The 25,808-nt window shown below is 69.6% G+C and carries 25 protein-coding genes, 1 tRNA gene and 1 pseudogene; 17 read left to right on the top strand and 10 right to left on the bottom strand.

Annotation, left to right across the window (positions count from 1 at the left end):
- Positions 1-321 precede the first annotated feature (321 nt).
- Positions 322-1,047 (top strand): hypothetical protein, encoded by a 726-nt coding sequence (locus tag R3F55_00280; GenBank protein MEZ5665884.1) that lies wholly within the window; start codon positions 322-324, stop codon positions 1,045-1,047.
- A 379-nt stretch (positions 1,048-1,426) separates the two neighbouring features.
- Here R3F55_00280 and R3F55_00275 read toward each other — a convergent pair whose 3' ends face one another.
- Positions 1,427-1,549 (bottom strand): hypothetical protein, encoded by a 123-nt coding sequence (locus R3F55_00275; GenBank protein ID MEZ5665883.1) that lies wholly within the window; start codon positions 1,547-1,549, stop codon positions 1,427-1,429.
- A gap of 371 nt (positions 1,550-1,920) precedes the next feature.
- Between R3F55_00275 and R3F55_00270 the strand changes: the two genes are divergently transcribed.
- Positions 1,921-2,250, top strand: a complete 330-nt coding sequence (locus R3F55_00270; GenBank protein MEZ5665882.1) for a hypothetical protein — start codon at positions 1,921-1,923, stop codon at positions 2,248-2,250.
- Positions 2,251-2,414: 164 nt separating this feature from the next.
- On the opposite strand, the gene R3F55_00265 is transcribed toward R3F55_00270, so the two are convergent.
- The gene (locus tag R3F55_00265; GenBank protein MEZ5665881.1) at positions 2,415-2,756 is read right to left on the bottom strand and encodes a hypothetical protein; all 342 of its coding nucleotides are present in this window, start codon (positions 2,754-2,756) and stop codon (positions 2,415-2,417) included.
- 705 nt (positions 2,757-3,461) lie between these two features.
- Between R3F55_00265 and R3F55_00260 the strand changes: the two genes are divergently transcribed.
- From R3F55_00260 to R3F55_00190, 15 genes are all read left to right on the top strand, one after another.
- A complete protein-coding gene (locus R3F55_00260) occupies positions 3,462-4,349 on the top strand; it encodes a phage capsid protein (GenBank protein ID MEZ5665880.1) in 888 nt (295 codons plus the stop codon).
- Positions 4,350-4,359: 10 nt separating this feature from the next.
- A complete protein-coding gene (locus R3F55_00255) occupies positions 4,360-4,842 on the top strand; it encodes a hypothetical protein (protein ID MEZ5665879.1) in 483 nt (160 codons plus the stop codon).
- A gap of 152 nt (positions 4,843-4,994) precedes the next feature.
- Positions 4,995-5,378, top strand: a complete 384-nt coding sequence (locus tag R3F55_00250; protein MEZ5665878.1) for a VOC family protein — start codon at positions 4,995-4,997, stop codon at positions 5,376-5,378.
- 1,297 nt (positions 5,379-6,675) lie between these two features.
- Positions 6,676-7,248 carry a hypothetical protein gene (locus R3F55_00245; GenBank protein MEZ5665877.1) on the top strand — a complete coding sequence of 191 codons (573 nt, stop codon included), beginning with the start codon at positions 6,676-6,678 and terminating at the stop codon, positions 7,246-7,248.
- A 113-nt stretch (positions 7,249-7,361) separates the two neighbouring features.
- Complete coding sequence (locus R3F55_00240; GenBank protein ID MEZ5665876.1) at positions 7,362-9,416, top strand: hypothetical protein; 2,055 nt, start codon at positions 7,362-7,364, stop codon at positions 9,414-9,416.
- The gene (locus R3F55_00235; protein ID MEZ5665875.1) at positions 9,413-9,871 is read left to right on the top strand and encodes a hypothetical protein; all 459 of its coding nucleotides are present in this window, start codon (positions 9,413-9,415) and stop codon (positions 9,869-9,871) included. The genes R3F55_00240 and R3F55_00235 overlap by 4 nt, the downstream gene beginning before the upstream one ends.
- 4 nt (positions 9,872-9,875) lie before the next feature.
- The gene (locus R3F55_00230; GenBank protein MEZ5665874.1) at positions 9,876-10,301 is read left to right on the top strand and encodes a hypothetical protein; all 426 of its coding nucleotides are present in this window, start codon (positions 9,876-9,878) and stop codon (positions 10,299-10,301) included.
- 93 nt (positions 10,302-10,394) lie between these two features.
- On the top strand, positions 10,395-10,862 hold the full coding sequence (locus R3F55_00225; protein MEZ5665873.1) for a hypothetical protein: 468 nt from the start codon (positions 10,395-10,397) through the stop codon (positions 10,860-10,862).
- 708 nt (positions 10,863-11,570) lie between these two features.
- Positions 11,571-12,248: a hypothetical protein gene (locus tag R3F55_00220; GenBank protein MEZ5665872.1), complete on the top strand. Its 678-nt coding sequence runs from the start codon at positions 11,571-11,573 to the stop codon at positions 12,246-12,248.
- Positions 12,249-12,418: 170 nt separating this feature from the next.
- Positions 12,419-14,059 (top strand): hypothetical protein, encoded by a 1,641-nt coding sequence (locus tag R3F55_00215; protein ID MEZ5665871.1) that lies wholly within the window; start codon positions 12,419-12,421, stop codon positions 14,057-14,059.
- 123 nt (positions 14,060-14,182) lie between these two features.
- A complete protein-coding gene (locus R3F55_00210) occupies positions 14,183-15,199 on the top strand; it encodes a hypothetical protein (GenBank protein ID MEZ5665870.1) in 1,017 nt (338 codons plus the stop codon).
- Positions 15,200-15,412: 213 nt separating this feature from the next.
- Entirely contained in the window at positions 15,413-15,616 is a 204-nt protein-coding gene (locus R3F55_00205) for a hypothetical protein (protein MEZ5665869.1), read from the top strand.
- A 73-nt stretch (positions 15,617-15,689) separates the two neighbouring features.
- Positions 15,690-16,361, top strand: coding sequence for a structural protein P5 (locus R3F55_00200; GenBank protein MEZ5665868.1), 672 nt, complete (start codon positions 15,690-15,692; stop codon positions 16,359-16,361).
- 162 nt (positions 16,362-16,523) lie between these two features.
- Complete coding sequence (locus R3F55_00195) at positions 16,524-16,730, top strand: hypothetical protein (protein ID MEZ5665867.1); 207 nt, start codon at positions 16,524-16,526, stop codon at positions 16,728-16,730.
- A 102-nt stretch (positions 16,731-16,832) separates the two neighbouring features.
- Positions 16,833-16,909: transfer RNA gene (locus R3F55_00190), tRNA-Pro, on the top strand.
- Between the two features lie 43 nt (positions 16,910-16,952).
- On the opposite strand, the pseudogene R3F55_00185 reads toward R3F55_00190, so the two are convergent.
- From R3F55_00185 to R3F55_00150, 8 genes and pseudogenes are all read right to left on the bottom strand, one after another.
- Positions 16,953-18,127, bottom strand: a pseudogene (locus R3F55_00185) (integrase core domain-containing protein).
- A gap of 122 nt (positions 18,128-18,249) precedes the next feature.
- Positions 18,250-19,155 (bottom strand): LysR family transcriptional regulator, encoded by a 906-nt coding sequence (locus R3F55_00180; GenBank protein ID MEZ5665866.1) that lies wholly within the window; start codon positions 19,153-19,155, stop codon positions 18,250-18,252.
- Positions 19,156-19,378: 223 nt separating this feature from the next.
- On the bottom strand, positions 19,379-20,167 hold the full coding sequence (locus R3F55_00175; GenBank protein MEZ5665865.1) for an enoyl-CoA hydratase-related protein: 789 nt from the start codon (positions 20,165-20,167) through the stop codon (positions 19,379-19,381).
- Positions 20,164-21,360, bottom strand: coding sequence for a CoA transferase (locus tag R3F55_00170; protein ID MEZ5665864.1), 1,197 nt, complete (start codon positions 21,358-21,360; stop codon positions 20,164-20,166). Before R3F55_00170 ends, R3F55_00175 begins: the two co-directional genes overlap by 4 nt.
- Positions 21,357-22,721, bottom strand: a complete 1,365-nt coding sequence (locus R3F55_00165; protein MEZ5665863.1) for an FAD-dependent oxidoreductase — start codon at positions 22,719-22,721, stop codon at positions 21,357-21,359. Before R3F55_00165 ends, R3F55_00170 begins: the two co-directional genes overlap by 4 nt.
- Positions 22,722-22,809: 88 nt before the next feature.
- Positions 22,810-23,640: an ABC transporter permease gene (locus R3F55_00160; protein MEZ5665862.1), complete on the bottom strand. Its 831-nt coding sequence runs from the start codon at positions 23,638-23,640 to the stop codon at positions 22,810-22,812.
- On the bottom strand, positions 23,640-24,455 hold the full coding sequence (locus tag R3F55_00155; GenBank protein MEZ5665861.1) for an ABC transporter ATP-binding protein: 816 nt from the start codon (positions 24,453-24,455) through the stop codon (positions 23,640-23,642). Before R3F55_00155 ends, R3F55_00160 begins: the two co-directional genes overlap by 1 nt.
- Positions 24,455-25,495 carry an ABC transporter substrate-binding protein gene (locus R3F55_00150; protein MEZ5665860.1) on the bottom strand — a complete coding sequence of 347 codons (1,041 nt, stop codon included), beginning with the start codon at positions 25,493-25,495 and terminating at the stop codon, positions 24,455-24,457. The genes R3F55_00155 and R3F55_00150 overlap by 1 nt, the downstream gene beginning before the upstream one ends.
- Positions 25,496-25,808 lie beyond the last annotated feature (313 nt).

The following is a 25,808-nucleotide window of genomic DNA, read 5'->3' as shown; positions in this document are numbered from 1 at the left end:
ATGAAAGTGCTTCGACGTAGCCGCCCCGGCACCGCGACGCCGCTGAACCGCCCCGACTCCCGACGCGCGGCGACGGACGCGCCCGGTATTCCGGAACGGACCGCGCCGACCGCCCTGCAGAACCGTCGCCCCCCGGACGACCGGTCGGTCGACGCGGCCGGCGGTGCCGACCGAAGGGAAGCGCGGGAGGAAGCGGCGGCGCCCGCCCGGGGCGCACCGGTCCCGGCCGCCGAGACACCGCGCGTGCCAGGCCTGCGCCGACCGCAAACGCCGTACCGGCCGGGCCTGCCGGGACGTGAGGCCGCCGGCGAGCCCGTTGCAGTGCGACCGGCGACCGCGGTACCGGCCGGTCACGATGTGGTGGCGGTCGACCCGGTGTTCGGGCGGGCCGGCATCGCGCGCGACCGTGCGACCGGCGACCACGTGCTGTGGGCGGTCGAGGACGGCGCCTACTGGCCCGACCGCGACGGCGCGCCGGTGCCGGTCGACCCGGCGCTGCTGGCGCACGGCACGCTCGAGCCCGGCAACGTCGCCAGCGTGCTGGCGGCGATGGTCGAGCTCGGCGCGCTCGCCGGCATGCCGCTGGAGGCGGCCGACGGCACGCGCGCGGCGGCGCAGGCGCTGCTCGGCGACGGCAAGGACCCGAAGCACCCGCTGCACCCGTTCCTGCCGCTGCTCGACCGCTCGCTGCCGGAGATCTGGAAGCGGGCCTACTCGGGGGCCTACTGGTCGAACCGGCAGAACCGCCGCGATGCGACCGACCTGGCGACGCAGGTCGCAGGCGTGCTGGGCAACACGCTGCACGACCCGCAGGCGGCGCAGTCCGCATGGGGCGCGCGGCCGGCACCCACGCCGGACCGCAGCCGGGCGGACCCGCGGAGCGACGGTGGTGCGGCAGGGCGGCCGGCGGGGCTGGGGCGCCTGTACTCCACGTCGGAGGAAGTGGTTCGTAGCGAGAGCCCGATCATCGGCGACACATCTTCGGCAACCTTATGCCAACTGTCGGCTATCGCCGCCAGGACGATGGCAGCTTCATCCTTGGGATGACACCAACGACGAGCTGGGGCGCAGCGGCACAGGCGGTTCGCTGATCGGTCGCGTTTGGGACGATGGCGGTCGCTATGCCGTCGTTACCGACTCCGAGACTGGCGCGACGGCAATCTTCGACATGCTAAGCGGCGCGTTCGTGACCGATCCGACGGAGTCCGAGCGGGGCAGCCGCGGCCGGCTGGGACCCTGATGCCGACATCGACTTCGCACATCGCCTGGCCGCAAATGTTTTCGCCATGGCGCTTCCGGAACAAACAAGCAACGCTCACAGGCGCTCGAAGCCGTGAAGGCGATGCTGGCCGAGATGGAAGATGAGAACCATGCATTTCACCATCTCGGTGAGCCGGTACGCCGATTCATCACCGACTATTTCGGCCTAATCGACCCTGCCGCGTCGGGTGTAGACGGCGACGGTCGCGACGAACAGGCGCTGCGGCTCGGAGCAGGGCTGGGCCTGCTCCTTGACCCCGAACTCGTCGAGTTCACGGTCGTCGCCCAACTGGCCCGCGGCACACTCGATTTCGCGACACTGACAGCCCGGTTCGAATCCGCGACGGGATATTCGCTGGTCCGGTCTGGCGAAGATGGGGGCTCGCTCATCGTCCAAGATGGCGACGGCAATACTGTCGTTCACATGCCGCCTAGTCTTGTGGCGGAAATCATGGTCGACCCGCGGGGTGCGCAGTATTCGCGACGCTGGCCGCGTGGCAGGCTGGGCGAGATCGGTGCGCTGCGAGCGGCTGAGGCGCCCTGCCATCGGGTGACGAGACCGCCGATCCGGACGCTGCGGCAGAGATCGAAAGCGCTATCTTTGCGCTCGAGCAGGCAATCGCAGACGGATCGATCGAACGCAGTCAGGCGGCGACGCTGTTGCTCCCGGCACTGTACCCCGGCGCCGACCTGCCGGTCGAATTCGTCGAGGACCTCGTCCTCGATACGCTGCCGATCATCGGCAACATCCGCAGTGCGGAGGCTGTCGACGACATCGAAGCCGTCGGCCTCGCGATCGATGACGAAGACTGGTGGGGCGCCGCCGGCTTCTCACTGCTGGCGGCGCTCGACCTCGCCGGCGCCATCCCAGGGCTGGGGTTCATCTTCCGCCCGATCAAGAACGTCTTCCTCCGCGCCGCGCGGCGCTCGGCGGCATTCCGCAGACACCAGGGCAGAAGCTCTGTGCGGTTCATGCAGGAGCAGGGGTAGGCACAGTGGCCAGTCCGTTCCGATTGAAGTGTACTTCGGAGACTACTGGCCCATGTTCAACTCCGACGTGCAGGCCATCTTGCGCGGAATATACCGGCCATTCTTGGGTCACGCAGGCGAACTGCACCTAGAAAAAGTCTTTGAAGATATTGGGTTCACCGTTGTCAATGCTGCCGATCTTCCGAATCTGCAGATCTTCCGAATGGAATCATCATCGCGCAACCAAACATACCGGGAACGGTTGCGCCGTCTGGCGTTGTCACACCGCCTCGCCGACCTGATGCATTGATCACCCTGTCGGGAGATTTGATGAACATCGTGTTTGGCCGCGGCCTGCCGCCACAGACACCATTGGGCACAATTGTTGAAATGAAGGTGAACGGCAGTTCAACGACCGCCAGGCCAAAGTCGACAACATTCTTATTAGGGAGAATATCGTTGATGGAGCACACTATCTGCGGAGCAGGTTTGGAATATCGATCCGCAAATTGCATACAGTCGGCCATGCGGTTTCTCGACAATCCCAGATACGCGCAGCCATCACGAGCCGCGACAAACAGATGATTGCCGACGCTATCGTAGACTACTACAGGGGGCATCGCAATGACATGCTGTTGTTCGATTTCTTCGTTGGCCTGGAGTTGAGGGCGCAGGAATCATTGCTTGACATTACAAAACGGCAACGACGGCGACAATTGATTTTCGCTCAAGGCTGCCGGATAGCGGCTTCTCGATCTGAGCCGACGAATTGCAACGCAGGTGCGCGTCGCACCGCATTGCCGGAAAAGTCGGTTCACGGGTGCCTAAGAGGTCGCGCGGAGGTACCTGGGCAGCAAGGTTGCCTGTCTCTCTTGAGCAATACGGGAGGTCTGGATTGCCACGCCGCCTATGGCGGCTCGCAATGACGGCTACGGGGGGCAGTCTTCCAGCCATCGGCACAGTTTTGGGCGCATCTCCCGTGCGCCGCGCTTTTTCGGACAAGCCGCCGGCGGTGCATGTGCGCTGGCCGCGGTCCCGGCTGACGGCGGGAAAGACCGCCGCGACGGCGGGCGTTTGCCGCCGAGGGCATGGCCCTGGCCGCACCGGGAAACCGGCCGGCCCGGACAACCGCGTCCGCGTTCTTCCACCTGAGGCCGCAAGCGGCGACCGCCCGCGCCCCGCAAGGGCGAGGGCGGCCGCGTGCGGCCGCGTTCGCGTGAAAGGAGAGACGCGTGTCATTCGACGTGTCTGCCAACTACACCATCGACTTCGCCGGTGTGGTTTCGATGCGCCTGCAGCAGCGGGGCTCGAAGCTGCGCCGGGCGGTGATGGAATCCAAGTTCCAGGGCAAGGCGGCCAAGGCGGTCGACCAGGTCGGGCCGGTGACGGCGCAGAAGCGCACCAGCCGGCATGCCGACACCCCGCTGATCTCGACCCCGCATTCGGCGCGGTGGATCTATCCCACCGACTACGAATGGGCGGACCTGATCGACCACCAGGACAAGCTGCGGACCATCGCCGAGCCGACCAACGCCTATGTCGAGAACGGCTCGAACGCGCTGGGCCGGGCGATCGACGACGAGGTGATCGCCGCCTTCTTCGGTCCGGCCCGGACCGGCGAGAACGGCGACGAGAGCACGCCGTTCGACGCCGCCGGCCAGACGGTGGCGGCGGATGTCGGCGCAGGCGGGTCGACCGGGCTGAACGTGGCCAAGCTGCGGGCGGCCAAGCGCATCCTGATGGCCAACGAGGTCGACGTCGACTACGACCCGCTGTTCTGCGCCATCACCGCACGCCAGCACGACGACCTGCTGAGCGAAACCCAGGCGGTGAGCCTGGACTTCAACACCAGGCCGGTGCTGGTCGACGGCAAGATCACCGCCTTCATGGGCTTCAACTTCATCCACATCGAGCGCATCGGCGTCGACGGGTCCGCCCTGCGGCGGGTGCCGGTGTGGGCGAAGTCGGGCATGCACCTGGGCCTGTGGGACGAGATCGAGGGCAAGGTGACCGAGCGCGACGACAAGTCCTACGCCACGCAGGTCTATGTGCGCGGCACCTTCGGCGCGACCCGCACCGAGGAAGGCAAGGTCGTCGAGATCAAGTGCGACGAGAGCTAGGAGGGCAGCGATGGCTATCACGACCCAACAGAGTGCGCAGCTGGCGCTGCTGGCCGGCGAACCGGCCCGGCCGAACCCGGTGCACGACTGGGGCGGCCGCATGCGGATCGCGCTGTTCGACTTCGCCCAAGCGGGCGTCGGCGACGCCGGCTCGCTGGCCGAGCTGGTGAAGCTGCCGGCCGGCCACGTCCGCCTGATCCTGCCGCTGTCGCGCATCGCCTTCTCGGCGATGGGCGCGTCGCGGACCATGGACGTGGGCTGGGCGGCCCATGCCGGCCATGACGGCACGCCGGTGGCGGCCGACCCGGACGGCCTCGACGCGGCGGTGGCGGTGTCGTCGGCCGGCGCGGTCAACCCGTCCGGCACCGTCGGTGCCGGCGAGACCGTGCTGTTCGGGGCCCAGGCCGGGCTGACGCTGACCGCGCGGATCGGCGGCGGCACCGTCCCCGACGGGGCGACGCTGAACGGCTGGTTCGTCTACGTCGTGGACTGACCGGTCACGCACGTCCGCCGGCCCCTCCATGCGCGGGGCCGGCGGCGTGCGCCGAAGCGTGAACAAAACAGGAATATCTTCTTGACTGCCCCCGGGTTGTCTGGTACAACTCCGGCATGATCGGAACTGGCGACCGGACGAATGGTCCTGCGTTGACGCGCGCGATGCCGGTGCTGCAGGTCGCCGATGTGGCGCGCAGCGTCGCCTTCTATCGGGACCGCCTCGGCTTCGCCGAGGAGGGGCTGTGGGGCGACGGGCCGGACTTCGCAATCGTGCGCTGCGGGCGGGTGACGATCGCGCTCGACCGGTCGCGCGAAGGCGGGGTGCCGGTGAACCAGTATTGGGCCGCCTATCTGTACGTCGACGACGACGTCGATGCGCTGTGCGCGCGGTACCGCGACGCCGGCGTCGAGATCGTGCGCGGACCGGAAGACATGTTCTACGGGCTCCGCGACTTCGACGTGCGCGACCCGGACGGACACCTGCTTGCCTTCGGCGCGGACCTGCCGGCCGGGACGACCGGGGCGGGCGCCTGAGCCGACCGGTTCCGCAGGCTGCGTGAATTCGACGCGCGAGACACAGGCGGGCATCCATTCGCATTCGAGACCGGACTTGCTGCGGCTCGGAGCAGGCAGAGACCGAGCCCGAGCACCGCTAGGCTACGGTGTCCGATCGGCGACGAGGCGATTTCGCTTGTCCGCAGCGGATGGATCAATCGCGCCGGGCCCTGGCGCGGCACGCATGGGCGGGTATGGACCGGCCCGGGCTTTGGCTGTGCAGCGTGGCAGATCGGGAGAGCAGGACGGTGGTGGCGCCCCGTGCAGCCGTTCTGGATTGCCGCGCCGCCTGCGGCGGCTCGCAATGACGGCATGAGAAGGCGCGCCTTGCAGTGTCGGCCTGACGGTCGGCTGCATTCGCGGTCGGCGGCTGCGGCCGGAAATCGATTGCGCGAAATGGCGATACAGACCCGTGGCACGGTGGTGGGCTCCGGAGCTTTTCCCCGGGGCCAGGCTGGCTGGCGGGTGGCCGGGACTGCCGCGCCGCCTGCGGCGGCTCGCAATGACGGCATGGGAAAGTGGGCCTTCCAGCCGTCGGCCTGACGGTTGGCTGCATCCGCGGTCGGCGGCTGCGCAATCGATTGCGCGAAATGGCAATGCGGACGCGCGACGCGGTGTGGTCTCAGAGGTGGTCCGGCCAAGTTGGCTGGCGGCTGGCCTGGACTGCCGCCGCCGCGCGGCTCGCAATGACGGCATGGAAAGTGGGCCTTCAGCCGTCGGCCTGACGGTCGGCTGCATTCGCGGTCGGCGGCTGCGGCCGGAAATCGATTGCGCGAAATGGATATGCAGACGCGTGGCACGGTGGTGGGCTCGGAGCTGGCCCCCGGGGCCAGGCTGGCTGGCGGGTGGCCCGGACTGCCGCGCCGCCTGTGGCGGCGCGCAATGACGGCATCCGAACGCGGGCCGTTCCAGCGCTGGCCTGGCAGTCCCTGTGGCGGCGCGCGGCATCCGAGACGCGACCGTTCCGCCGCCAGACGGTGCCTGCGGCGGCTCGCAATGACGGCATAGGGAAGCGGGTACCTTTCCAGCCCTTCGGCGCGACGGGTGGGGGCATCCGCGGCCGGCGGCTGCGGCCGGGAGTTGCTTTGGCAACGGGTGGTCGGGCGCGCACGGGTGCGGGTGAAGCCGGCGCGGCGGCTTTGCGCGGGTCGGCCGGCAGTTTCCATTCAACCACTTTCTGTTCAACCGGGGCCGGACGGCGGCCGGGCGCACCCGCCGCGCGGCGGGGCGCCGGGTGCCGGCGCATGGCCGAACCCACCGGACGGGAGGCGTCGCCATGGCATCCGTGGTCGAGATCTGCAACCGCGCGCTCGACAAGCTGGGCGAGCCGCCCATCGTCTCGCTGGACGACGACGTCAAGGCGAGCCGGGCCTGTGCGCGCCTGTTCGCGGCGGTGCGCGACGCGGTGCTGCGCGACCACCCTTGGAACTGCGCCATCGCCCGCGCGCTGCTGCCGGCGGAGGCGCAGGCGCCGGCCTGGGGCTTCGCCCGCGCGTTCCCGCTGCCGGTCGACTGCCTGCGCGTGCTGGCGGTGGCGCCGGACGACGGTGGGCCGGAACCGCGCTGGACGGTCGAGGGGCGCGCCGTGCTGACCGACGCGCCGGCGCCGCTGGCGATCCGCTATCTCCGCCGCATCGCCGACCCCAACCTGTTCGACCCGCTGCTGGCCGAGGCGCTGGCGGCGCGGCTGGCGCTGGAGCTGTGCGAGGCGCTGACCCAGTCCAACACCAAGCGCCAGTTGCTGGCGGACGACAATGACGCCGTGCTGGCCCGCGCCCGTGCGGCCGACGGCCAGGAAGGCGTGCCGCCGGCTCCGGCGGAATCGCCCTGGGTGCTGGCGCGACGCTAGCGCACTGTCTCTCACCCTTCCACCACCCGACGCGCCGCAGGCCTTGCCCCGCCCCGATGGGGCGCCGGGCGGTCGGCGTGCCCGAAACAAGCCATTGCCGAAGGACCGCGCCGATGCCGAAAGCCTCGCCGATCCAGACCAATTTCACGGCCGGCGAATTCGCGCCGACGCTGGAAGGGCGGGTCGATATCGCCAAATACGCCAACGCCTGCCGCCGGATGCGCAACATGTTCCCGCTGCTGCACGGTCCGGCGGTCCGGCGCGGCGGCACCCGGCACGTGGCGGCGGCGAAGTCCGCGGCGATGCCGTGCCGGCTGATCCCGTTCGAATTCTCGGTGGCCCAGGCCTATGTGCTGGAGTTCGGCGACGGATCGCTGCGGGTCTATCGCGACCACGGCCAGGTCGAGGCCAGCCCCGGCGTGCCGGTGGAGGTGGCGACGCCCTATGGCGCGGCCGATCTGGCGCGGTTGCGCTTCGCCCAGTCCGCCGACGTGCTGTACCTGGTGCATCCGGCGCACCCGCCGCGCACGCTGAGCCGGACCAGCCACGTCGACTGGACGCTGGCCGACTATGCGTTCAAGGACGGCCCCTATCTGCCGCAGAACATCGGCGCGGTGACGCTGACCCCGGCGGCGGCTTCCGGCGCCGGCGTGACGCTGACCGCCAGCGCCGCGCTGTTCGCGGCCAGCGATGTCGGCCGGCTGCTGCGCTGGCGCGGGTCGGCATCGGCGAACTGGGGCTGGGCGCGCATCGCGGCCTACGCCGGCGCGACCCAGGTCAGCGTCGACTGGCAGCAGGCCGCCGGCGGCGGTGCCGCGGCCTCCACCCACTGGCGGCTGGGCGCGTGGTCGGCGACCACCGGCTGGCCGGCGGTGTGCACCTTCTTCCAGGACCGGCTGTGCTTCGCCGGGGCGACCGGCACGCCGCAGCGCATCGACATGTCGCGCAGCGGCGACTACGAGAGCTTCACGCCGTCGGAGCCCGACGGCACCGTGGTGGACGACCACGCGGTTGCGATCACGCTGAACGCCAACGACGTCAACGTGGTGCGCTGGCTGGCCGACGACGAGAAGGGGCTGATCGCCGGCACGGTCGGCGGCGAGTGGCTGATCCGGCCGTCGTCGCTGGGCGAGGCGCTGACGCCGGCCAATGTGCAGGCCAGCCGCTCGACCAACTTCGGCAGCGCCGACGTGGCGCCGGAGCGGATCGGCAAGGCCATCCTCTACGTGCAGCGGGCACGGCGACGGCTGCGCGAGCATGCCTTCGTGTTCGAGGACGACGGCTTCCGCTCGCCGGACGTCAGCCTGCTGGCGACCCACCTGGCCGAGCCCGGCATCGTCGAGATGGCGTTCCAGCAGGAGCCCGACAGCGTGCTGTGGCTGGTTCGCGACGACGGGCGGCTGCTGGGCCTGAGCTATGCCCGCGAGCAGGACGTGGTGGCCTGGCACCTGCATACGCTGGGCGGCTGGTCGGACGCGGCGCGCACGCAACCGGCGGCGGTGGAAAGCGTCGCCTGCATTCCGGCACCCGACGGTGCGCGCGACGAGCTGTGGCTGGCGGTCCGCCGCCGGATCGACGGCGCCACGGTGCGGACGATCGAGCGGATGGAGGCGACGCTGGGCGACGGCGCCGAGGCCGCCGACGCCTACTACGTCGATGCCGGGCTGAGCTACCAGGGCGCGCCGGCGACGGCGATCGCCGGCCTCGATCATCTGGAGGGCGAGACCGTGGCGGTGCTGGCCGACGGCGCGACCCACCCGGACCGGATCGTCGTCGGCGGCGCGATCGCGCTGGAGCGGGCGGCCTCGACCGTGCATGTCGGCCTCGGCTTCGTCTCGCTGCTGGAGACGCTGAACCTGGAGGCCGGCTCCGCCACCGGCACCGCCCAGGGCAAGATCAAGCGCCTGCACCGCTGCGTCATCCACTGCCATCGCACGCTGGGGCTGGAAGCCGGCGCCGCCGACGACGCGCTCGACCCGGTGCCGCAGGCCCGGTTCCGGCCGCCGTCGGCACCGATGGGGGCGCCGCCGGCACTGTTCAGCGGCGACGCCGACATCGCCTGGCCGGGCGGCTACGAGACCGGCGGGCGCGTCGTCGTCGCCTGCCGCGACCCGCTGCCGGCGACCATCGTCGCGATCATGCCGCAGCTGGTGACGCAGGACCGATGAGCGTCGGACCGACGAAGGCGGCGCCGATGGTCGTGGTGCCGATGACGGCCGGCCACCTGACGCGGCTGCGGCTGCAGCCGGCGCAGGCGGTGCTGGCGCCGCTGGTGGCCGAGCCGGGCTATGGCGCGATGCTGGCCGAGGCGGGCCCGGCCTTCGCCGGCCTGTGCGGCGATCGGGTGGTGGGCTGCGCCGGCGTGGTGCGGCTGACGGCGCAGCGCGGCCACGCCTGGGCGCTGCTGGCCTGTGACGCCGGACACAGCCTGACGGCGATTCACCGTGCCGTTGTGGGATTCCTCGCACACCAACGAATGCGCCGGATCGAGACTGCTGTCGACGCCGAGTTCGCGGCGGGACACCGCTGGGCCCGGATGCTGGGGTTCGAATGCGAGGGCCTGATGCGGGCCTACGGGCCGGACGGCCGCGATGCGCACCTTTATGCACGGACGAGGGACTGAGGCCATGGGGGGTACCGAATTCCTGATTTCCGCCGGGTTGGGCGCGCTGCAGGCGATCCAGTCGGTGGCGGCCAGCCGCGACGATGCCGCCGCCAGCCGGCAGCAGGCCGATGCGGCGGTTGCGCAGGCGGCGGCGGACGCCTTCGAGAAGCGGCGGGCAATCCGGCGCGACCTGGGCCGGGCCCGGGCGCGGCTCGGAGCGGCCGGCGTCACGATCGAGGGCTCGCCGGTGGAGGTGCTGACCGACCTGGCGGCCGAGGGCGAACTGGAGGCGCGGCGCATCGAGAGCGAAGGCGCGGCGGCAGCGCGGGGCCATCTGCACCGCGCCGGGCAGGCGCGAAGCCAGGCCGGCCATGCGCTGTTGCAGGGCGTCGACGGCCTTGTCGGCGACCTGGCGCAGGCCAATCGCGCGCTGCGCACGGCGGAGTAGCGATAGACGCCGCGGCCGGCCGGCCGCGACGGACGGGACTGGAAACGCATCCGCGGGCCGCGGGCCCGCGCAGCGGGAGCAGGGGAGGCACCCATGCAGGCACAGGCAAACCAAGTGCACGCCGTCGCGCCGGTCGACCGGTCGGCGGGCGCGACGCCGGACTATTTCCGCGAAGACACCTACGACCTCTCGGCAGCCTATCTCGACCCGGAGGTGCCGCTGGAGGACCACCGGCAGGCGCTGGCCGTGGTGCAGTCCTGGTTCCGGGCGGCCGGCCTGGACGCGGCCGAGGCCAAGCTGCTGGTCGACCGGTTCAACGAGGTGGTCGACCCCTATGCGCCGCCGCTGGCCGCGCAGGACACGCTGTCCGGCGCCGGCGAATCCTATCTGCGGGCGCGGTGGGGCGGCGATTTCGACCGCAACATGGCCCAGGCCGACAGCGCGATCGAGCGGCTGGGCGGCGCCGAACTGGACCTGTTCCTGAAGGAAAGCGGGCTGCGATTCGACCCGTTCGTGCTGCGGACGCTGGCGGGGGCCGCGCGGCGGCATGGCTGGCAATGAGCGGGGGACGGACCGTCGCGCGCCCGTCCGCGCCGCCGGTGGCGGCCCGGGACGAGGCGTTCGCCAGGCTGGTGGCGCTGGAGGCGCAGTCGCGCGCGCTGGCGCCGCTGGCCCGCGACGGCGACGCCGGGGCGCGGCGCGAGCTGGCCGGCCTGCGCCGGCAGCTGACCGGCCAGACCGTGCTCGCCGCCGACCTGGATGTGGCCTGCGACCTGGCCGGCCTGCGTCCGCGCCACCGCCACACCGCGCCGGCGGCGCGGCCGGAAGCGGTGCCCGCCGACGGCCGGGCGCGCCGGCTGGCCGCGTTGTGTGCGGAACGAAACGTGATCGCAACGGAGATCGAGCAGCAGGTCGCGGTGCTTGCCGCGCTGTGCCGGCGCATGGTCGCGGTCCAGGACACGATGGTCAGCGAGGGGCTGGCGCCGGGGCCGGTGCTGGCCGAGCTCAACCGCTTCCGCGACCGCTTCTGCTTCTATCTGGACGGCATGCTGGATTTCATGACCGGCACCCGCGGCCTGGCCGGCCACCCGGCCTATCGCCGGCTGACCGAGGTTATGCTTGACGGTGACACGATTTTGGCCATGTTCCGGCGGGCAACTGCGGCCCCCGGCACCGGAGCGGGCCCGTCCGAGGTCGGCCGCGCCAGCGGCCGGCCGGCCCGACGCGGCAGGTGCGGCAGCCCGGCAGGCGGAACGGAGTGCGGCAATCGTGCAAGAATTCCTGGCGCAGGTCATCGTTACCTTCGGCGACCTGCTGTCATCCCTGGGCTTCATCGTCATCGGCCTGCTGTCGCGGCGCCTGTGGCTGGTGCTGCTGCTGGCGCTGATCTGGGCCGCCGTGGCCTATGCCATCCACCTCCAGGACCAGCTCGGCGTGCCGTTCCAGGAGCTGCCGCAGGCGGTGGACTGGGAACAGGTGAAGGCGGATGCGCCGTTGCGGGCCGGCATCGCGGTGGCGATCAGCTTCGCCTCGTGGGTGTGCATGAGCCTGATCATCGGCAGCTTCCGGCCGTCGCGCAAACGCGAGCGGCGCCGCGAGACCCGACCGGTGGACGAGCCCGAGGTCGGCACCACGCGCTCCAGCGGCCAGCTGCGGGTGGAGCCGGCGATGGCGGCCCCGGCGGCACCGGCGGCCCGGCGCAGCGAGCGGATGGAGCCGCGGCTGCAGCCCGGCGTCGACGAGGACGGCGTGCCGCCGCTGCCGGTCGGGCTGCGCCCGCAGGCGCAGCCGGCGCAACCGGCACCGCCGCCGCCGCGCCCGGCGTCGAGCTTCGACGTGGTGCTGCCGCGCGACCCGGCCGCCGCCGCCGCGGCGCTGCGCCGGCTCTATGGCGAGGACGAGCTGCGCCGCCTGCTGGCGGAGCTGGGACCGCCGAACCGGGGCTGAGCCGCCCGGCTGCGGCGCGGCGAAGGCCGCAGCGCCGAACGCCCGAGATCCGAACGAATGGGCCGTCGCGGGCCGAGACTCGCGCTGGCGCCTGCGCGTGCGCCCGGCTCGGGCCGACCGCGCGCCGGGGCACCGCGCCCACCGACATACCACCAATCGCGGAGATGGCCATGACCGTCAGCACCACGCTGTCGCGGGTGATCTATGCCGGCGACGGCGTCACCACCGACTTCGCCGTGCCGTTCGCCTTCCTGGATGCGACCGACCTGGCGGTGAGCGCCCATGCGGCCGACGGGACTGCGACGGCGCTGTCGCTGGCCACCGACTACACGGTCGACGGCGGACAGGGCGCGCCCGGCACGGTGCATGCGCTGGCGGCGCCGGCGGCCGGGGTGGACTGGGTGATCCATCGCCGCACCGCCCGCAGCCAGGAGACCGACTACACCGCCAACGATCCGTTCCCGGCCGAATCGCACGAGCGCGCGCTCGACCGGCTGACCATGATCGCGCAGGAGCTGGACGAGGCGATGGGCCGGGCGGCGACGCTGCCGGTCTCGTCGCCGCTGGCCGCGCTGGAGCTGCCGGGTCCGGCCGCGGGCGCGCTGATCGGCTGGAACGGGGCCGGCGACGGGCTGCACAACGTGCTCGCCGCCGACGTCGGGCTGGTTCCGGTGACCGCCTTCGCCGCCACGCTGCTCGACGACGTCGACCGGACGGCGGCACAGGCGACCCTGGGCCTGGTGCCGGGGTCGGACGTGCTGGCGCCGGACGGCGACGGCTCGCAGCTGAGCGGGATCGTCACCGACAACCCGCCCAACCTGTTGTTGAACGGCGACTTCGCGGTGGCCCAGCAGGGCACCGCATTCACCGCCGCGACGACCCCGGCCAATGCCGACGCCACCTATGGCTTCGACCAGTGGATCCTGCTCAGCGACGGCGACGGCGCGGTCGAACTCGGCCGGGCCACTGCGGCGGACGGCCTGGCCGGCGTCGCTACCGGCCTCCTCATCGATTTGACCACCGCGGCGCGGCGCGCGGGCGTGTGCCAGATCGTCGAGGCGCGCGAGGCTGCGCCGGCGCTGGGCGCGCGCGTCAGCCTGTCGTTCCTTGCCCGCAAGAAGGCGGCCAACGTCGCGGTCGACACGCTGCGCGCCGTGATCGCCAGCTGGACCGGCACCGCCGACAGCGTGACCCGCGACATCGTGGCGGCGTGGAACGGCGAGGGCGGCGCGCCGACCCTGGCCGCCGGCTGGACGCTGGAGGGCACCGCCACCTTCGCGCTGAGCGACGCGTTCGCCGCCTGCGCCCTGGAGGACGTCGCCATCGATGCCGTCGGGGCCAGCAACATCGCCGTGCTGCTGATGATCGAGAACGGCGATGCCGCCCTCGACGATTTGCTGTATCTTTCCGCCGTGAACCTGGTCGCCAGCCCCACCGCGCGCCCGTTCGTGCCGCGCCCCTACGACACGCAACTGCGCCTGTGCCAGCGCCATTTCGAGCGGATCGGCGCGGTCGCTTCGGGCCGCTACTGCGCCGGATTCTGCGACTCCAGCACGGTCGCACTGGGCGTCCTGCCGTTCCAGCGCAAGAGGACGGTTCCGAGTTTGAGTGTGAGTAGCGCGTCAGGTTTTCTCGTGCGTCATCGCGGGGTTACAAACACCAATTCCACCAACGTGTCGTTTGCTTTGAACGATTTCGATCGGACCCAGATGGCAATCACTGTCGCAGCCGGGTTGACCGCTGGTGACGCATGTTTTCTAAGCAGTGGATTGTCGGCCGCAACGCACATCAATGTTGATGCACGACTGTAATTAGTATTGCGAAAAGAAAGCAAAAGCGACAGGCCGGATCTTTCATTAGTCGTCTGTCCGCGAGACGGCGCGCTCGTACGGCGATGCCGGCGATTCCATCGGTACGTTGCTACAACTTTGGCAATGGTATTGCTGTCGCTCTTGAGTCTGGGGGGAGTGGTTGCGTTTGTCGACCCGTATGGCATCTCCCCTTTGGCAATAAACATGAGAGGAATAAATATCGATCGGGTGGCGCGCCAAAATGCGGATATGCGTGCATTTAAGCAAATTGACATATTGCGTCAGCAGCCTGAGGTTGTATTCATAGGTTCGTCAAAAACCAATCAGGCAATTGATCCAGAGTTTGCGTCGATCGTATTTGGATTGACGGTCTATAACGCAGGAATTGATGACGGACGTATGTCCGAATACGAATACATAGTTGATTATATTTTGAAAAATGACCGAAGGATACAAAAGATCTACATAGAACTGTTTCCTAGACACTTGCTTGGTTCTGGGGTGCGCATGACGCCTCAGAGTGTCGGATCGTTAGTATCTCGCTACTTTCTTTCCTTTTCTGCAATCCGCGACGCCCTGGCAACGCTGCGTGAGAATGACTATCTTGAGGAAACTGGGTCGAGGCGAATAAGCTATTTTTCCCAGGATGGTATGTGGCGGGTGCGTGACGCATCTGCTCCTATGATGAATGACGTAGCGGCGTTCAATGGGTTGGTAAATGGAGCGGCAAGCGCCGGCTTTTTCTCTGCCGAACTGAATTATCCGCAAGACATTAGTACATTGATGTCCCCAGTCGAGGGAATCGTGAAGCGTTGTTCGATGGTACACGTGGAGTGTATATTTTATTCAGTGCCGACGCATCCGTTTGAGCTAATTTTAATTCAAGCGATGAATAGGCTTGAAATGGAGAAGGAAATTCGAATTGCAACGGCTAATATTGCCGAAGTGCGAGATTTTTCGAATTACCCAAGTTTGGCTTGGCCAGATATCTGCCAAATGACTGATATTTGGATCAATACGGGTCACTTCAGCCCAAAATTCGGGTCTCTCATGGTTAGTTCCCTAGCAGGGCAGAACCAGCCCGAAATTTCTAGCGAATTCGGTGCGAAAATAGCAGAGCTAATGTTAATGACTGGCTGATTGAAATGGATAATGAATGGCTTCGCTGGCAACTCAGAAACGTAGCGAATTGGACCTCAGAAGATAGTCAATCCGCCAACGCGGATATTCACGATCAGATTGACAAAATTCAGGCGGCCATCCTTCAAGCCGAGGTTGAGCGAGGTTGCAACTGATCGGCTAGCGAGCCTGATGCACAATCTGTCCAGGTGCATATGCCCGAGGGGAACGGCAATGGGTCAACTTGCTTCTGTAACGGCTGCAAAAGAGGCATCGGACCTGGAGACCCATGTCATCCTGTGTCAGCAGCGCTATGAGGCGCTGGAGCGCAGGCTGGTGACAGTCGAGCGGACGTTGAGCCAGCTGTTGTGGACCGTGGCCGGCGGCTTCGGTTCCGTGTTGATCGTCATGCTGGGCGCATTGCTGTCGCAGGGCTGAGCGCCCCCCGGGCCACGGCGCCCGTGCTTTCCAACCGTTTCCGACAATCCGACCACAGCAACGCGAGGCAGACATGTCCGATCGCGAACCGCGCAGCGTGCGCAACAACAACCCGGGCAACATCCGTGTCGGCGACCCGTGGCAGGGCCTGGCCGACGCGGCGCAGAGGACGGCGGCGCAGCGCGGCGAGACGGCGTTCTGCGTGTTCCAGGCGCCGAAGTGGGGCTTCCGCGCCATGGCGATCGTGCTGATCGCCTATCAGGACCGGCACAGCCTGCACACGATCCGCGGCATGATCGACCGCTGGGCGCCGCCCGAGGACAACAACGACACCGCCGGCTACATCGCCCGCGTGGCCGAGAAGCTGGGCACCACGGCCGACGGCCCCGTTGACGTGCACCAGTATCGCGTGATGCGGCCGCTGGTCGAGGCGATCGCCCGGGTGGAGAGCGGCGGCGCGTTTCCCTGGGCCGACGCGGAGGTGGACGAGGGGCTGCGCATGGCCGGCGTGCTGCCACCGCAACCGGCGGCGGTGAAGGACGGCGGCGTGATCGGCGCCGTCGGCACCGCGCTGGGCGGCATCGCGCTGGCCGGACCGGAGATCGTCGCCGCGGTGAAGGAGGCGCAGCCGGTGGCGGCGTCGCTGTATCCGACCTGGCCGTGGATCGCAGGCGGCGTGCTGCTGCTTGCGCTCGGCGCGGCGGTCCTGCGCGGTGTGATCGCGCGGCGGAGAATCGAGGCGTGAGCTGGCTGTCGGGCCTGTGGGCGAAGCTGGCCGGCGCGGCAGCCGCGGTCGGCGCCGTGCTGGCGGCGATCGTGCTGATCCGCCGCGACGCCCGCAGCGACGAGCGCAACCGGATCGCGGCGGCAACGCAGGCCCGCCGGATCGAGACCATGGAGGCCGCCCGTGAAGTGGAGCATCGTGCTGCTGGTCTGTCTGACGCTGAAGTTCGCGACCGGCTGCGCGCGCTCGCCCGTCGAGACCGCGACGGGCGCCTGTGACGCGTTCGGACCGATCCACCCGACGCCGGCCGACGCCGACGCGATCAGCATCGAGCTGGCGCGGCAGCTGGTCGCCCATGACGACAAGGGGCGCGCGCTGGGCTGCTGGTGACGGCCCAGCCGCAAGGCGGCGCGCGCCCTGCGGTCGTTCGCCGGGTTCATGGCGCCTTCGAGGCTTGCCCGGAGACGCAAATGCCCCTAGAAAACCGGGCGTCGGAGCGTAGCGCAGTCCGGTAGCGCACTTGACTGGGGGTCAAGGGGTCGTGGGTTCAAATCCCGCCGCTCCGACCATTTCTTGTCTGTCCGGCCCGGAGAGATGGGTAACGGATTGTACCTAAGACATGGGTGACAACCACGGGCCGAACGGGTTGTCGAGAGTCCAGGGTCTTCTGTTCCAGGTCGACGTATCCCAGGGTCGTAGTGCATGAAGCTGACCAGCCAGATGGCCTGGTCGACTTCCTTGATGCCGAGACGCTGTCCGGCGAGCACGGTTGAAATGTTGATCTTCTTGCGTGCATGCAGATGCGTCCGCAGGCGGTGACCCGATGTCGCGGTCGTGCATTGGGATAACTGATGTCGGGCAGACCGCGATAGGGCCTGGTGGAGGGCGTAGGCCTCGGCGTCTTCATCTGCAAGGCTTCGTGCAAAGGTCGCTCGGTGTTGAACTCGCGGACGAAGGCGTCGATCGAGCTTGTTGCTGGAGGCTGTTCATGCCGGCCGGCCGGGTCGCCTCCTTCTTCAGGGTGAGATGCATGCGCTCGTGGCGCCCGTTCTGCTGGGGGCGGCCGGGCTTGATGCGTTCGATCGCGATCCCCAACCTCAGCCACCAGACGGCGAGCCTGGAGAGGCCGTAGCCCGTTGGGACTGGCGAAGGAACGCCGTTGTCGGACCGGATCGCGCCGGGCAGGCCGCGCTCGTGGAACAGCTGCTCGAAGGCGGTGATGGCCAGGTCCTCGCGGGTGGACTCCAGCGCGTTCGCACATCAGCAGGTAGCGCGACGCCTGATCGGTTACGGTCAGCGGGTAGCAGTATCGGCTGTTCCCCAGCTTGAACTCGCCCTTGAAGTCGGCGCACCAGAGGTCGTTGGGTTCGGCGCCGGCGGACAGCGGCGTGCCCTTTGCCCTGTGGCGGGGCCGTCCGGGGACCTTGACCAGGCCCGTGCCGGTGCAGGACGGCGTGGATCGTGCTCCTGGCGGGGACGCGGACGTCGCCCGCCAGCCGCCGGACCAGCCAGCTCGCGGATCTTGCGCGCCCCCAGTGGGGCTTCTCCTGCTTGAAGGCGACAATCATCGCCTCGATCGGCGCCGGCAGTTGGTTGGCGTAGCGCACGCCGGCGCGAGCGGTCGCTCAGCGCCTCCAGGGCCATGTTCCCTATAGCGATCGTAGACTTGTAGCCGGTCTTCCGCGAGATGCCGAACTCCCGGCAGACATCGCTCATCGACTCCCCTCGAGCAGACGAGCGACGAACCTCAGGCGTTCTTCCACAACCGAACACTCCTTCCACGGCATCGACATCTCTCCCCAGGCGCGCCTGGGGAAACATGTCACCCATGTGTCCGGTACGTTCTTCACCCATCTCCGGGCCCGCTCAGTCCCTCTTCAACCATTTGCCGCCCTGCACCGGCCATCGGTCAGGCCGTCTGGACCAGCAGTGCGTCGAGCGCGTCGGTGAGCGCCCTGATCACCACGGTGACGGCGGGCTTCGGCTGGCGCTGTGGCAGCACCAGGCCGAGGCGCAGCTCGGCATAGGCGTCGTTGGACAGCGGGATCGCCACCACCTCGCCGGCGGCCAGCTCCTGCAGAAAGCCGATCTTGGTGTAGAAGCCGACGCCCAGCCCGCGCACGATCAGCCGCTTGTTGAACGGTTGGCTGTTGGAGGTGACGAAGGGCCGCGCGGTGATGCGCTCCGCGATCATCTGCGCCTGGGTCAGCCGATGCAGCGGCCTGTTGTCCTGCTGGAAGATGAACGGATAGGCGGAGCAGTCGGCCAGCGTGACGCGGGCGCGCCCGGCCAAAGGATGGCCGGCGGCGACGATCGCCATGATCGGTACCGGGATGTCGTGCGCCTGCACCACGTTCTTGCGCAGCTCGAGGTTGAACGACAGCCCGATGTCGACGTCGCCGTCGGCGACCAGGTCGACGATCTCGCCCGGCCCGCGCGCCTCGACCTGGAAGCGGACGCCGGGGTGGGCGGCATGCACCGCCTCGACCACGCCGGGCAGCAGGTGGACCAGCAGGCTGTCGAGCGAGGCGATGCGGACCAGGCCGCGGTAGACGCCCTGCAGCGTGCCGATCTCGCCGCGCAGCCGCTCGTAGTCGAACAGGGTGGCGCGGGCATGGCGCAGCGCGATGGTGCCGGCCTCGGTGAGGCGCAGCCCGCCGGGCAACCGCTCGAACAGCGGCGTACCGAGTTCCTGCTCCAGCTTCAGGATCTGCCGGTTGACCGCCGACGCCGCGATGTTGAGGTGCTCGGACGCGCGGCGGATCGACCCGTGCCGGGCGACGGCGTCGAGATAGCGGAGGACGGCGGCGTGCATGGGACGCGGGTTGTCTCGGCGGTGGCGCTGCTGGCGCCAGCATCGCACATCGGCGGCGGCTGGCCATCATCCCGTGGGGACCGCGGGTGACATGCGTCTCTGCGGTTCCGTGAGAGTCTGGTAACACGCGTGGTGCCGTCCGGATTGCCGCCGCCTGCGGCGGCTCGCAATGGACGTCCCCAGGCGCACCGGGGGGGGGGATCCTGCGATGCAAGTGCGGTTGCTACCGCCCCTGCCAGACCGGTTTGCGTTTCTCGACGAAGGCGCGGACGCCTTCGTCGGCGTCGGGGCTGGTCAGGGCGGCGATGAGGGCGGGCAGGCGGGTGGCGTGGGCCTCCTGCGGGGTCAGGTGGGCGGTGCGGCGCACCGACTGCTTGATCGCCTTCAACGATAGCGGCGCGCAGGCGAGAATGGCCTCGGTCCATCGCCCGACGGCGGCGTCGAGCTCGGCCAGCGGCACCACCTCGTTGACCAGGCCATAGCGCTCTGCCTCGGCGGCCGTGATCCGGGCCGCGGTCAGCATCATCCCCATCGCCTTGGCACGCGGGATCAGGCGCGGCAGCAGCACCATGCCGCCGTCGAGCGGCAGCCGGCCGACCGCCGCCTCGGGCAGGCCGAGCCGGGCATGATCGGCGGCGACGACGATGTCGCAGCCGAGCACCATCTCGAAACCGCCGCCGAGCGCGACGCCGTTGACCCGGGCGATCACCGGGACGTCGAGCGAGCTGCGCAGCGAGATGCCGCCGAAGCCGTTCGGGCGGTGCTCGGCCCAGTATTCCAGCCCCGACTTCTCGGTGCCGTCCTCGACCGCGGCCTTCATGTCGGCGCCGGCGCAAAAGGCGCGGTCGCCGGCGCCGGTCAGCACGACGCAGCGGATGTCGCGGTCGGCCTCGATCTCGCTCCAGATCGCGTTGAGGCGGCGGTCGGTGGCGGCATCGACCGCGTTCATCCGCTCCGGCCGGTCGAGGGTGACCCGGGCGATGCGGTCGGCGACCTCGAAGCGGACGCTCACGCGACGGCGTCCGCCGGCTGGCGCGGCGCCAGCGTTTCCGGGTCGAGACCGAGGGCGGCGAAGACATCCGCGGTGTCGGCGCCGAGCGCGGGCGGCGGAATGCGTACGCCGACCGGCGCCGCCGACATCGTGATCGGCGAGCCGACCAGCCGGGTCGGGCCGGCGGCGGTGGCCGGCGCCTCGATCACCATGGCATTGGCGGCGGTCTGCGGGTCGTCGAGCGCGGCGGCCAGGGTCTTGACCTCGGCGCAGAGCAGGTCCTGCTCCTCGAGCCTGGCCAGCCAGTGGGCGGTGCTGTTCTCGGCGAAGCGGGCGCGCAGGCGGGCCTGGATCTCGGCCCGGTTCTCCTTCTGCCGCTCCAGCGTGGCAAAGCGCTGCTCCAGCGACAGGTCGTCGAAGCCCAGCGCGGCGCAGATGTCGCGCAGCGGGTTCTGCTTGAAGGCGCCGACCAGCACGATGGCGCCGTCGGTGGTCTCGAACACGCCGGTCAGCGGCATCGCCGCCCAGTTCAGGTCGCGGCCGCGCATCATCCACATCGCGGCCTCCTGCATCTGCATGGCCAGCATCGAATCGTAGAGCGAGACGCTGACCTGCTGGCCCTTGCCGGTCTTCGCCCGCTGCATCAGCGCGAGCAGGATCCCCTGGACCAGGTGCATGCCGGCGGAATAGTCGGCCAGCGCGGTCGGGTAGATCGACAGCGGCAGCGCCGGGTCGGCCTTGCGCTGCATGACGCCGGTGACCGCCTGGGCGAGGATGTCCTGGCCGCCCTTGTGGACGTTCGGCCCCTGCAGGCCGAAACCGGTGCCGACGGCGTAGACCAGCCGCGGGTTGCGCTGGCTGAGCGCGTCATAGCCGAAGCCGAGCCGGTCCATCACGCCCGGGCGGAAGTTGTTGACCACCACGTCGGCGGTGTCGATCAGGCGCAGCACGGCGTCGCGGCCTTCGGGCGCGCGCACGTCAACCGTCACGCTGCGCTTGTTGCGGTTGAGGCTGCAGAACACAGGGTTGCGCAGGCCGTCCGGGTCCTCGCCGACGCTCCAGCGCGACAGGTCGCCGCTGCCGCCCTTCTCGATCTTGATCACCTCGGCGCCGTAGTCGCCCAGCATCTGGGTGCAGCACGGACCCAGCATGACCTGGGTGAAATCGACGACGCGGATGCCGTCGAGCGGCAGGGGGGCAACGGGCGCGGTCATTCGGCGGCCTCCGGGAACTGGGCGTTGGCGGACGGGCGGTCGCCCGGGTCGGCGCCCTGGGCGCGCATGCGGCGCTGGATCTCCGGCACCGCGGCGTCGCGCACGGCGACGCCGGCATCGAGCGCGACCAGGGCGGCGACGCCGGCGGCCTCGCCCATGGCCATGCAGGGCGGGATCTCGCGGCTGGCCTTCTGTGCCGACGGCGTCGCCGAATAGTGGCGGCCGGCGACCAGCAGCTGGTCGATGCGCTTGGGCAGCAGCGCGCGATAGGGCGTGTAGTAGTCGCGCCCGCGGCAGACGGTGTCGGCGAAGTGGCGCCGCTTGCCGACGTCGTCCTTGGTGACGACGTACTCGCCCTCCAGCAGGCGGGTCTGGCGCACGCCGGTCTGCGGCGCCACGTCGACGACGTAGCACTGCCCGAAGCCGGGCATGTGGGCGCGGGCATAGTCGACGAGGTCGTAAATGCGGCGGCGGCCTTCCAGCTCGGCGCCGGTCAGGCCTTCCGGCGTCAGCGCGTCGAAGCCGGTCATGTGCGGGCAGTTGCACCAGACCACGCCGGGCAGCGGCGTCTTCAGCCACCAGTGCTCCCAGCAGCTGCCGATGATCTTGCGCGCGCCGGCGTCGGCCGTGGCGAAGGCGTCGGGCTCCTCGAACTGGAAGCGGATCGCGGCCTCGGTATCGACGCCGCCGATGCGGCAGACGGTGGTGACCATGTAGGAGCCGGCGATATGGGCCGCGCCGGCGCTGGCGGCGACGTCGAGATCGCCGCTGGCGTCGACCACGATGCGGCCGAGCAGCGCCTGGGGGCCGGCCTTGGATTCGGCGATCACGCCGACGATGCGATCGCCCTCTACCACGGCCTCGGTGAACCAGGACTGCAGCCGCAGGCGGACGCCGGCTTCGGCGCACATGTCGTAGGCTGCGCGCTTGAAGCCATCGGGGTCGAAGGCGGCGGAGAAGCAGACCGGGTTGGGCCGCTGCTGGGCGCGGAAGTCGTAGAGGCCCCAGCGCGACCACTTGCGCCACATCTCCCAGCTGGCCGCCACCGCAGGGTCGCGGTCCGCCTCGGGCGGATAGACGGCGAGGTTCCACTTCGCCATCCGGTCGATGATCTCGAGCCCTATGCCGCGCACGGTGATCTCGGTGCCGCAGTGCATGTCGTCGAGCACCAACACCATGCCGCCGGAGGCGAGCCCGCCGAGATAGGGATAGCGTTCAGCCAGCACCACGTCGGCGCCGCCCCGCGCGGCCGAGACGGCGGCGGCGATGCCGGCCGGTCCGCCACCGACCACCAGCACGTCGCATTCGGCGACGACCGGCGCCTGGCGGGCGGCGAGGTCGATGGTGCGCTTGTCAGTCATGACGTTTCCTCATGGGCTGGGCCATACCGCGGCGGGCCCCCGACGCGCCTCGGACGGCGGTGCGACGCGGGTGCAAGGCTTCGCGCGTTCAATGCACATCGGCGGCCTTCCAGCGGATCAGGCGGCGCTCCAGGTGGCTGAACAGAGCGAAGAAGGCGACGGCCATGCCGGCGGCAAGCGTCACGGTCGCGTAGAGGGTCGGCGTGCGGTAGTCGTACATCGCCTGCAGGATGACCGCGCCGAGGCCTTCGTTGGAGCCGACCCATTCGCCGACGACGGCGCCGATCACGCAGGTGGTCGAGGCGATCTTCAGTGCGGCGAACAGGAACGGCAGCGAGCAGGGCAGGCGGACGCGCCACAGGATCTCGGTCGGGCTGGCGGAGAGGATGCGCATCAGGTCCAGCGTCGCCGGATTCACCGCCTTCAGCCCGCGGACCATGTTGACCAGGGTCGGGAAGAAACAGATCAGCGCGGCGATGATCACCTTCGGCGTGTAGCCGTTGCCGAACAGCAGCACCAGGATCGGCGCCAGCGCCAGGATCGGGATGGTGTTGATGAACACCATGATCGGATAGAGCGAGCGCTCTGCGGTGCGGCTGTGCACGAACCAGACCGCGAGCAGGATGGCGACGCCGTTGCCGCAGACGAAGCCGGCGACGGCCTCGAAGAAGGTCGGGATCAGGTTGCGCCAGAACAGGTCCGCCTTGGTCACCAGCGTCTCGACCACCTCCAGCGGCGACGGGGCGATGAAGCCGGGCACGTCGAAGATCATGATCACCGCCTGCCAGAGCAGCAGCGCGCCGACGGCGGCGAGCACGGCCGGGACGCGGTCGCGCCAGCCGCGGCGCGGCAGCGGCGCGCGGCGGCGCCGGGCGGCGGCCGCAGCCGGAGCGGCGACGTCTTCGGTGGCGGCGGCCATCAGCAGCTCTCCAGCAGCGAGCGCAGGTGGGCGGTGATGCGGATGAACTCCACCGTGTCGCGGACCGCCAGCCGCCGCGGAAACGGCAGCGGCACGTCCATGTACTCGCGCACCCGGCCCGGATGCGAGGCGAGGACCAGCACCTTCTGGCCGAGGAAGGCCGCCTCGGGGATCGAATGGGTGACGAAGACGATGGTGGTGCCGGTTTCCTGCCAGATGCGCAGCAGCTCCTCGTTCAGCTTGTCGCGGGTGATCTCGTCGAGTGCGCCGAACGGCTCGTCCATCAGCAGGATGCGCGGGCGGCAGACCAGGGCGCGGGCGATGGCGACGCGCTGGCGCATGCCGCCGGACAGCTCGTGCGGCAGCGCATCCTCCCACCCGGCGAGGCCGACCAGCGCGAGCAGGGCTGCAGGGTCGGCGGCATGGGCGGCGTCGCGGCCATGGCCGACCTGAAGCGGCAGGCGCACATTGTCGATCGCGGAGCGCCAGGGCAGCAGCGTCGCCTCCTGGAACACGAAGGCGAACTCGCGCCCGGCACGCGCCTGCTGCGGGGTCTTGCCCAGCACGGCGATGCTGCCGTCGGCGACCGGGACCAGATCGGCGATGGCGCGGAGCAGGGTGGACTTGCCGCAGCCGGACGGGCCGAGCATGGTGACCAGCCCGCCGGCGGGGATGTCCAGCGACACCCCCTGCAGCGCGGTGACGATGCCAGCCTCGCCGCCGAAGGTCACGGTGACGTCGTCGACCGCGATCGCCGCCGCCTGCGCCGGCGCGCTGGCCGACGCGGCGTCGGCGGCAATCGCGGTCTCGAGCATCAGCCGACCTCTTTGCGGACGGCCTCGGTGGCGGCCAGCACGTCGAGGGTCATGACCTCGTCGACCGTCGGTACGGTACCTTCGAACTGGTCGAGCTCGGCATAGGTGTCGATCTGCGCCTGCCAGTTGTCGCGGTTCATCGTCGCCCAGCCTTCGGCGGCGGTGGTGTCGCCGAAGCTGAAGTCCAGCACCGGGCCGACCGCGGCCAGCTCGGAATCGCGGTCGAGGTTCGGATAGGCCTCGACCAGCATGTCGACCGCTTCCTCCGGATTCTGCCGGGCATAGCCCCAGCCCTGGGCCGAGCCGGTGAGGTAGCGGGCGAGGACGTCGGCGTGATCGGCCAGCATCTCGTCGGTGGTATAGTAGACGTTGGCGTAGAGCTGGATGCCGGTGTCCCACAGCATCAGGTCGACGCGGTCGTCGCCGAGCACCGACAGGGCGGCGGTGTTGGTCAGCCAGCCGGTCACGGCCTGGGCCTGGCCGGTCAGCAGCTGGCTCATGTCCGAGCCCATCGTGACCACCTCGACCTGGTCCTCGGCGATGCCGTTCTTGGCCAGCAGCGCGCGCAGCAGGATCACCGCGGTCGGCTGGGTGGCGACGGTCCGGCCGACCAGGTCGGCGGGTGTGCGGATCGGCTCGGAGGCCAGCGAGAAATAGGTGAACGGGTGCTTCTGGTAGCCGGCAGCGATCGCCTTGACCGGGATCGCGTTGGAACGCGCCAGCATCAGCGACGGGCTCGACGACAGCTGGCCGACCTCGGCCTGGCCGGCGGCGACCGAGGCGACGCCGTCGACGCCGGGGCCGCCGGGCGTGACCTCGAAGGCGATGCCGAGGTCCTTGTAGAAGCCCTTGGCGTTGGCCACCACCTCACCGAGGATGCCGTTGGAGGCGAGCCAGCCGAGCTGCATGTTGACCGTGGCCTCGTCGGCAGCGCGGGCGCCGACGGTGATCAGGCTGGCGGAGGCACCGGCCGCGCCGGCGGCGGCGGTGCTGCGCAGGAACGCCCTGCGGCTGAGGCTGGTCCAGGTCGAAGGGATCATCGCACCGTCTCCTTGGTACTGAGTCGCTGGCTGCGGGCGCAGGCGGCAGCGTGCGGACGGACATCGCGCGGCGGAAACGCCGCACCCCGGGGACCGGACCGAGCGTCTTGCGGGCTCCTCCCCAATCGCGCCGTCTTGTCCCCTCGCAGCGGATGGTCCCATCGCGGGGTGAGCAAAAAAAGTGCTATTTTTCGCAGGTTGCGTTGCCGGAATCAGAACAGTCAAACCGCATGGCAACGATCTGCGGCCGGTGCCGCATTGCCGCCACGATTGCCGCCCAGGCTGGCAGCGATGGCCGGTCGTGCGATGGCAA

Source organism: Alphaproteobacteria bacterium (assembly GCA_041396705.1).
In the GTDB taxonomy this organism is placed as follows: Bacteria; Pseudomonadota; Alphaproteobacteria; order CALKHQ01; family CALKHQ01; genus CALKHQ01.
This window is presented reverse-complemented; position numbering and strand designations above follow the sequence as displayed.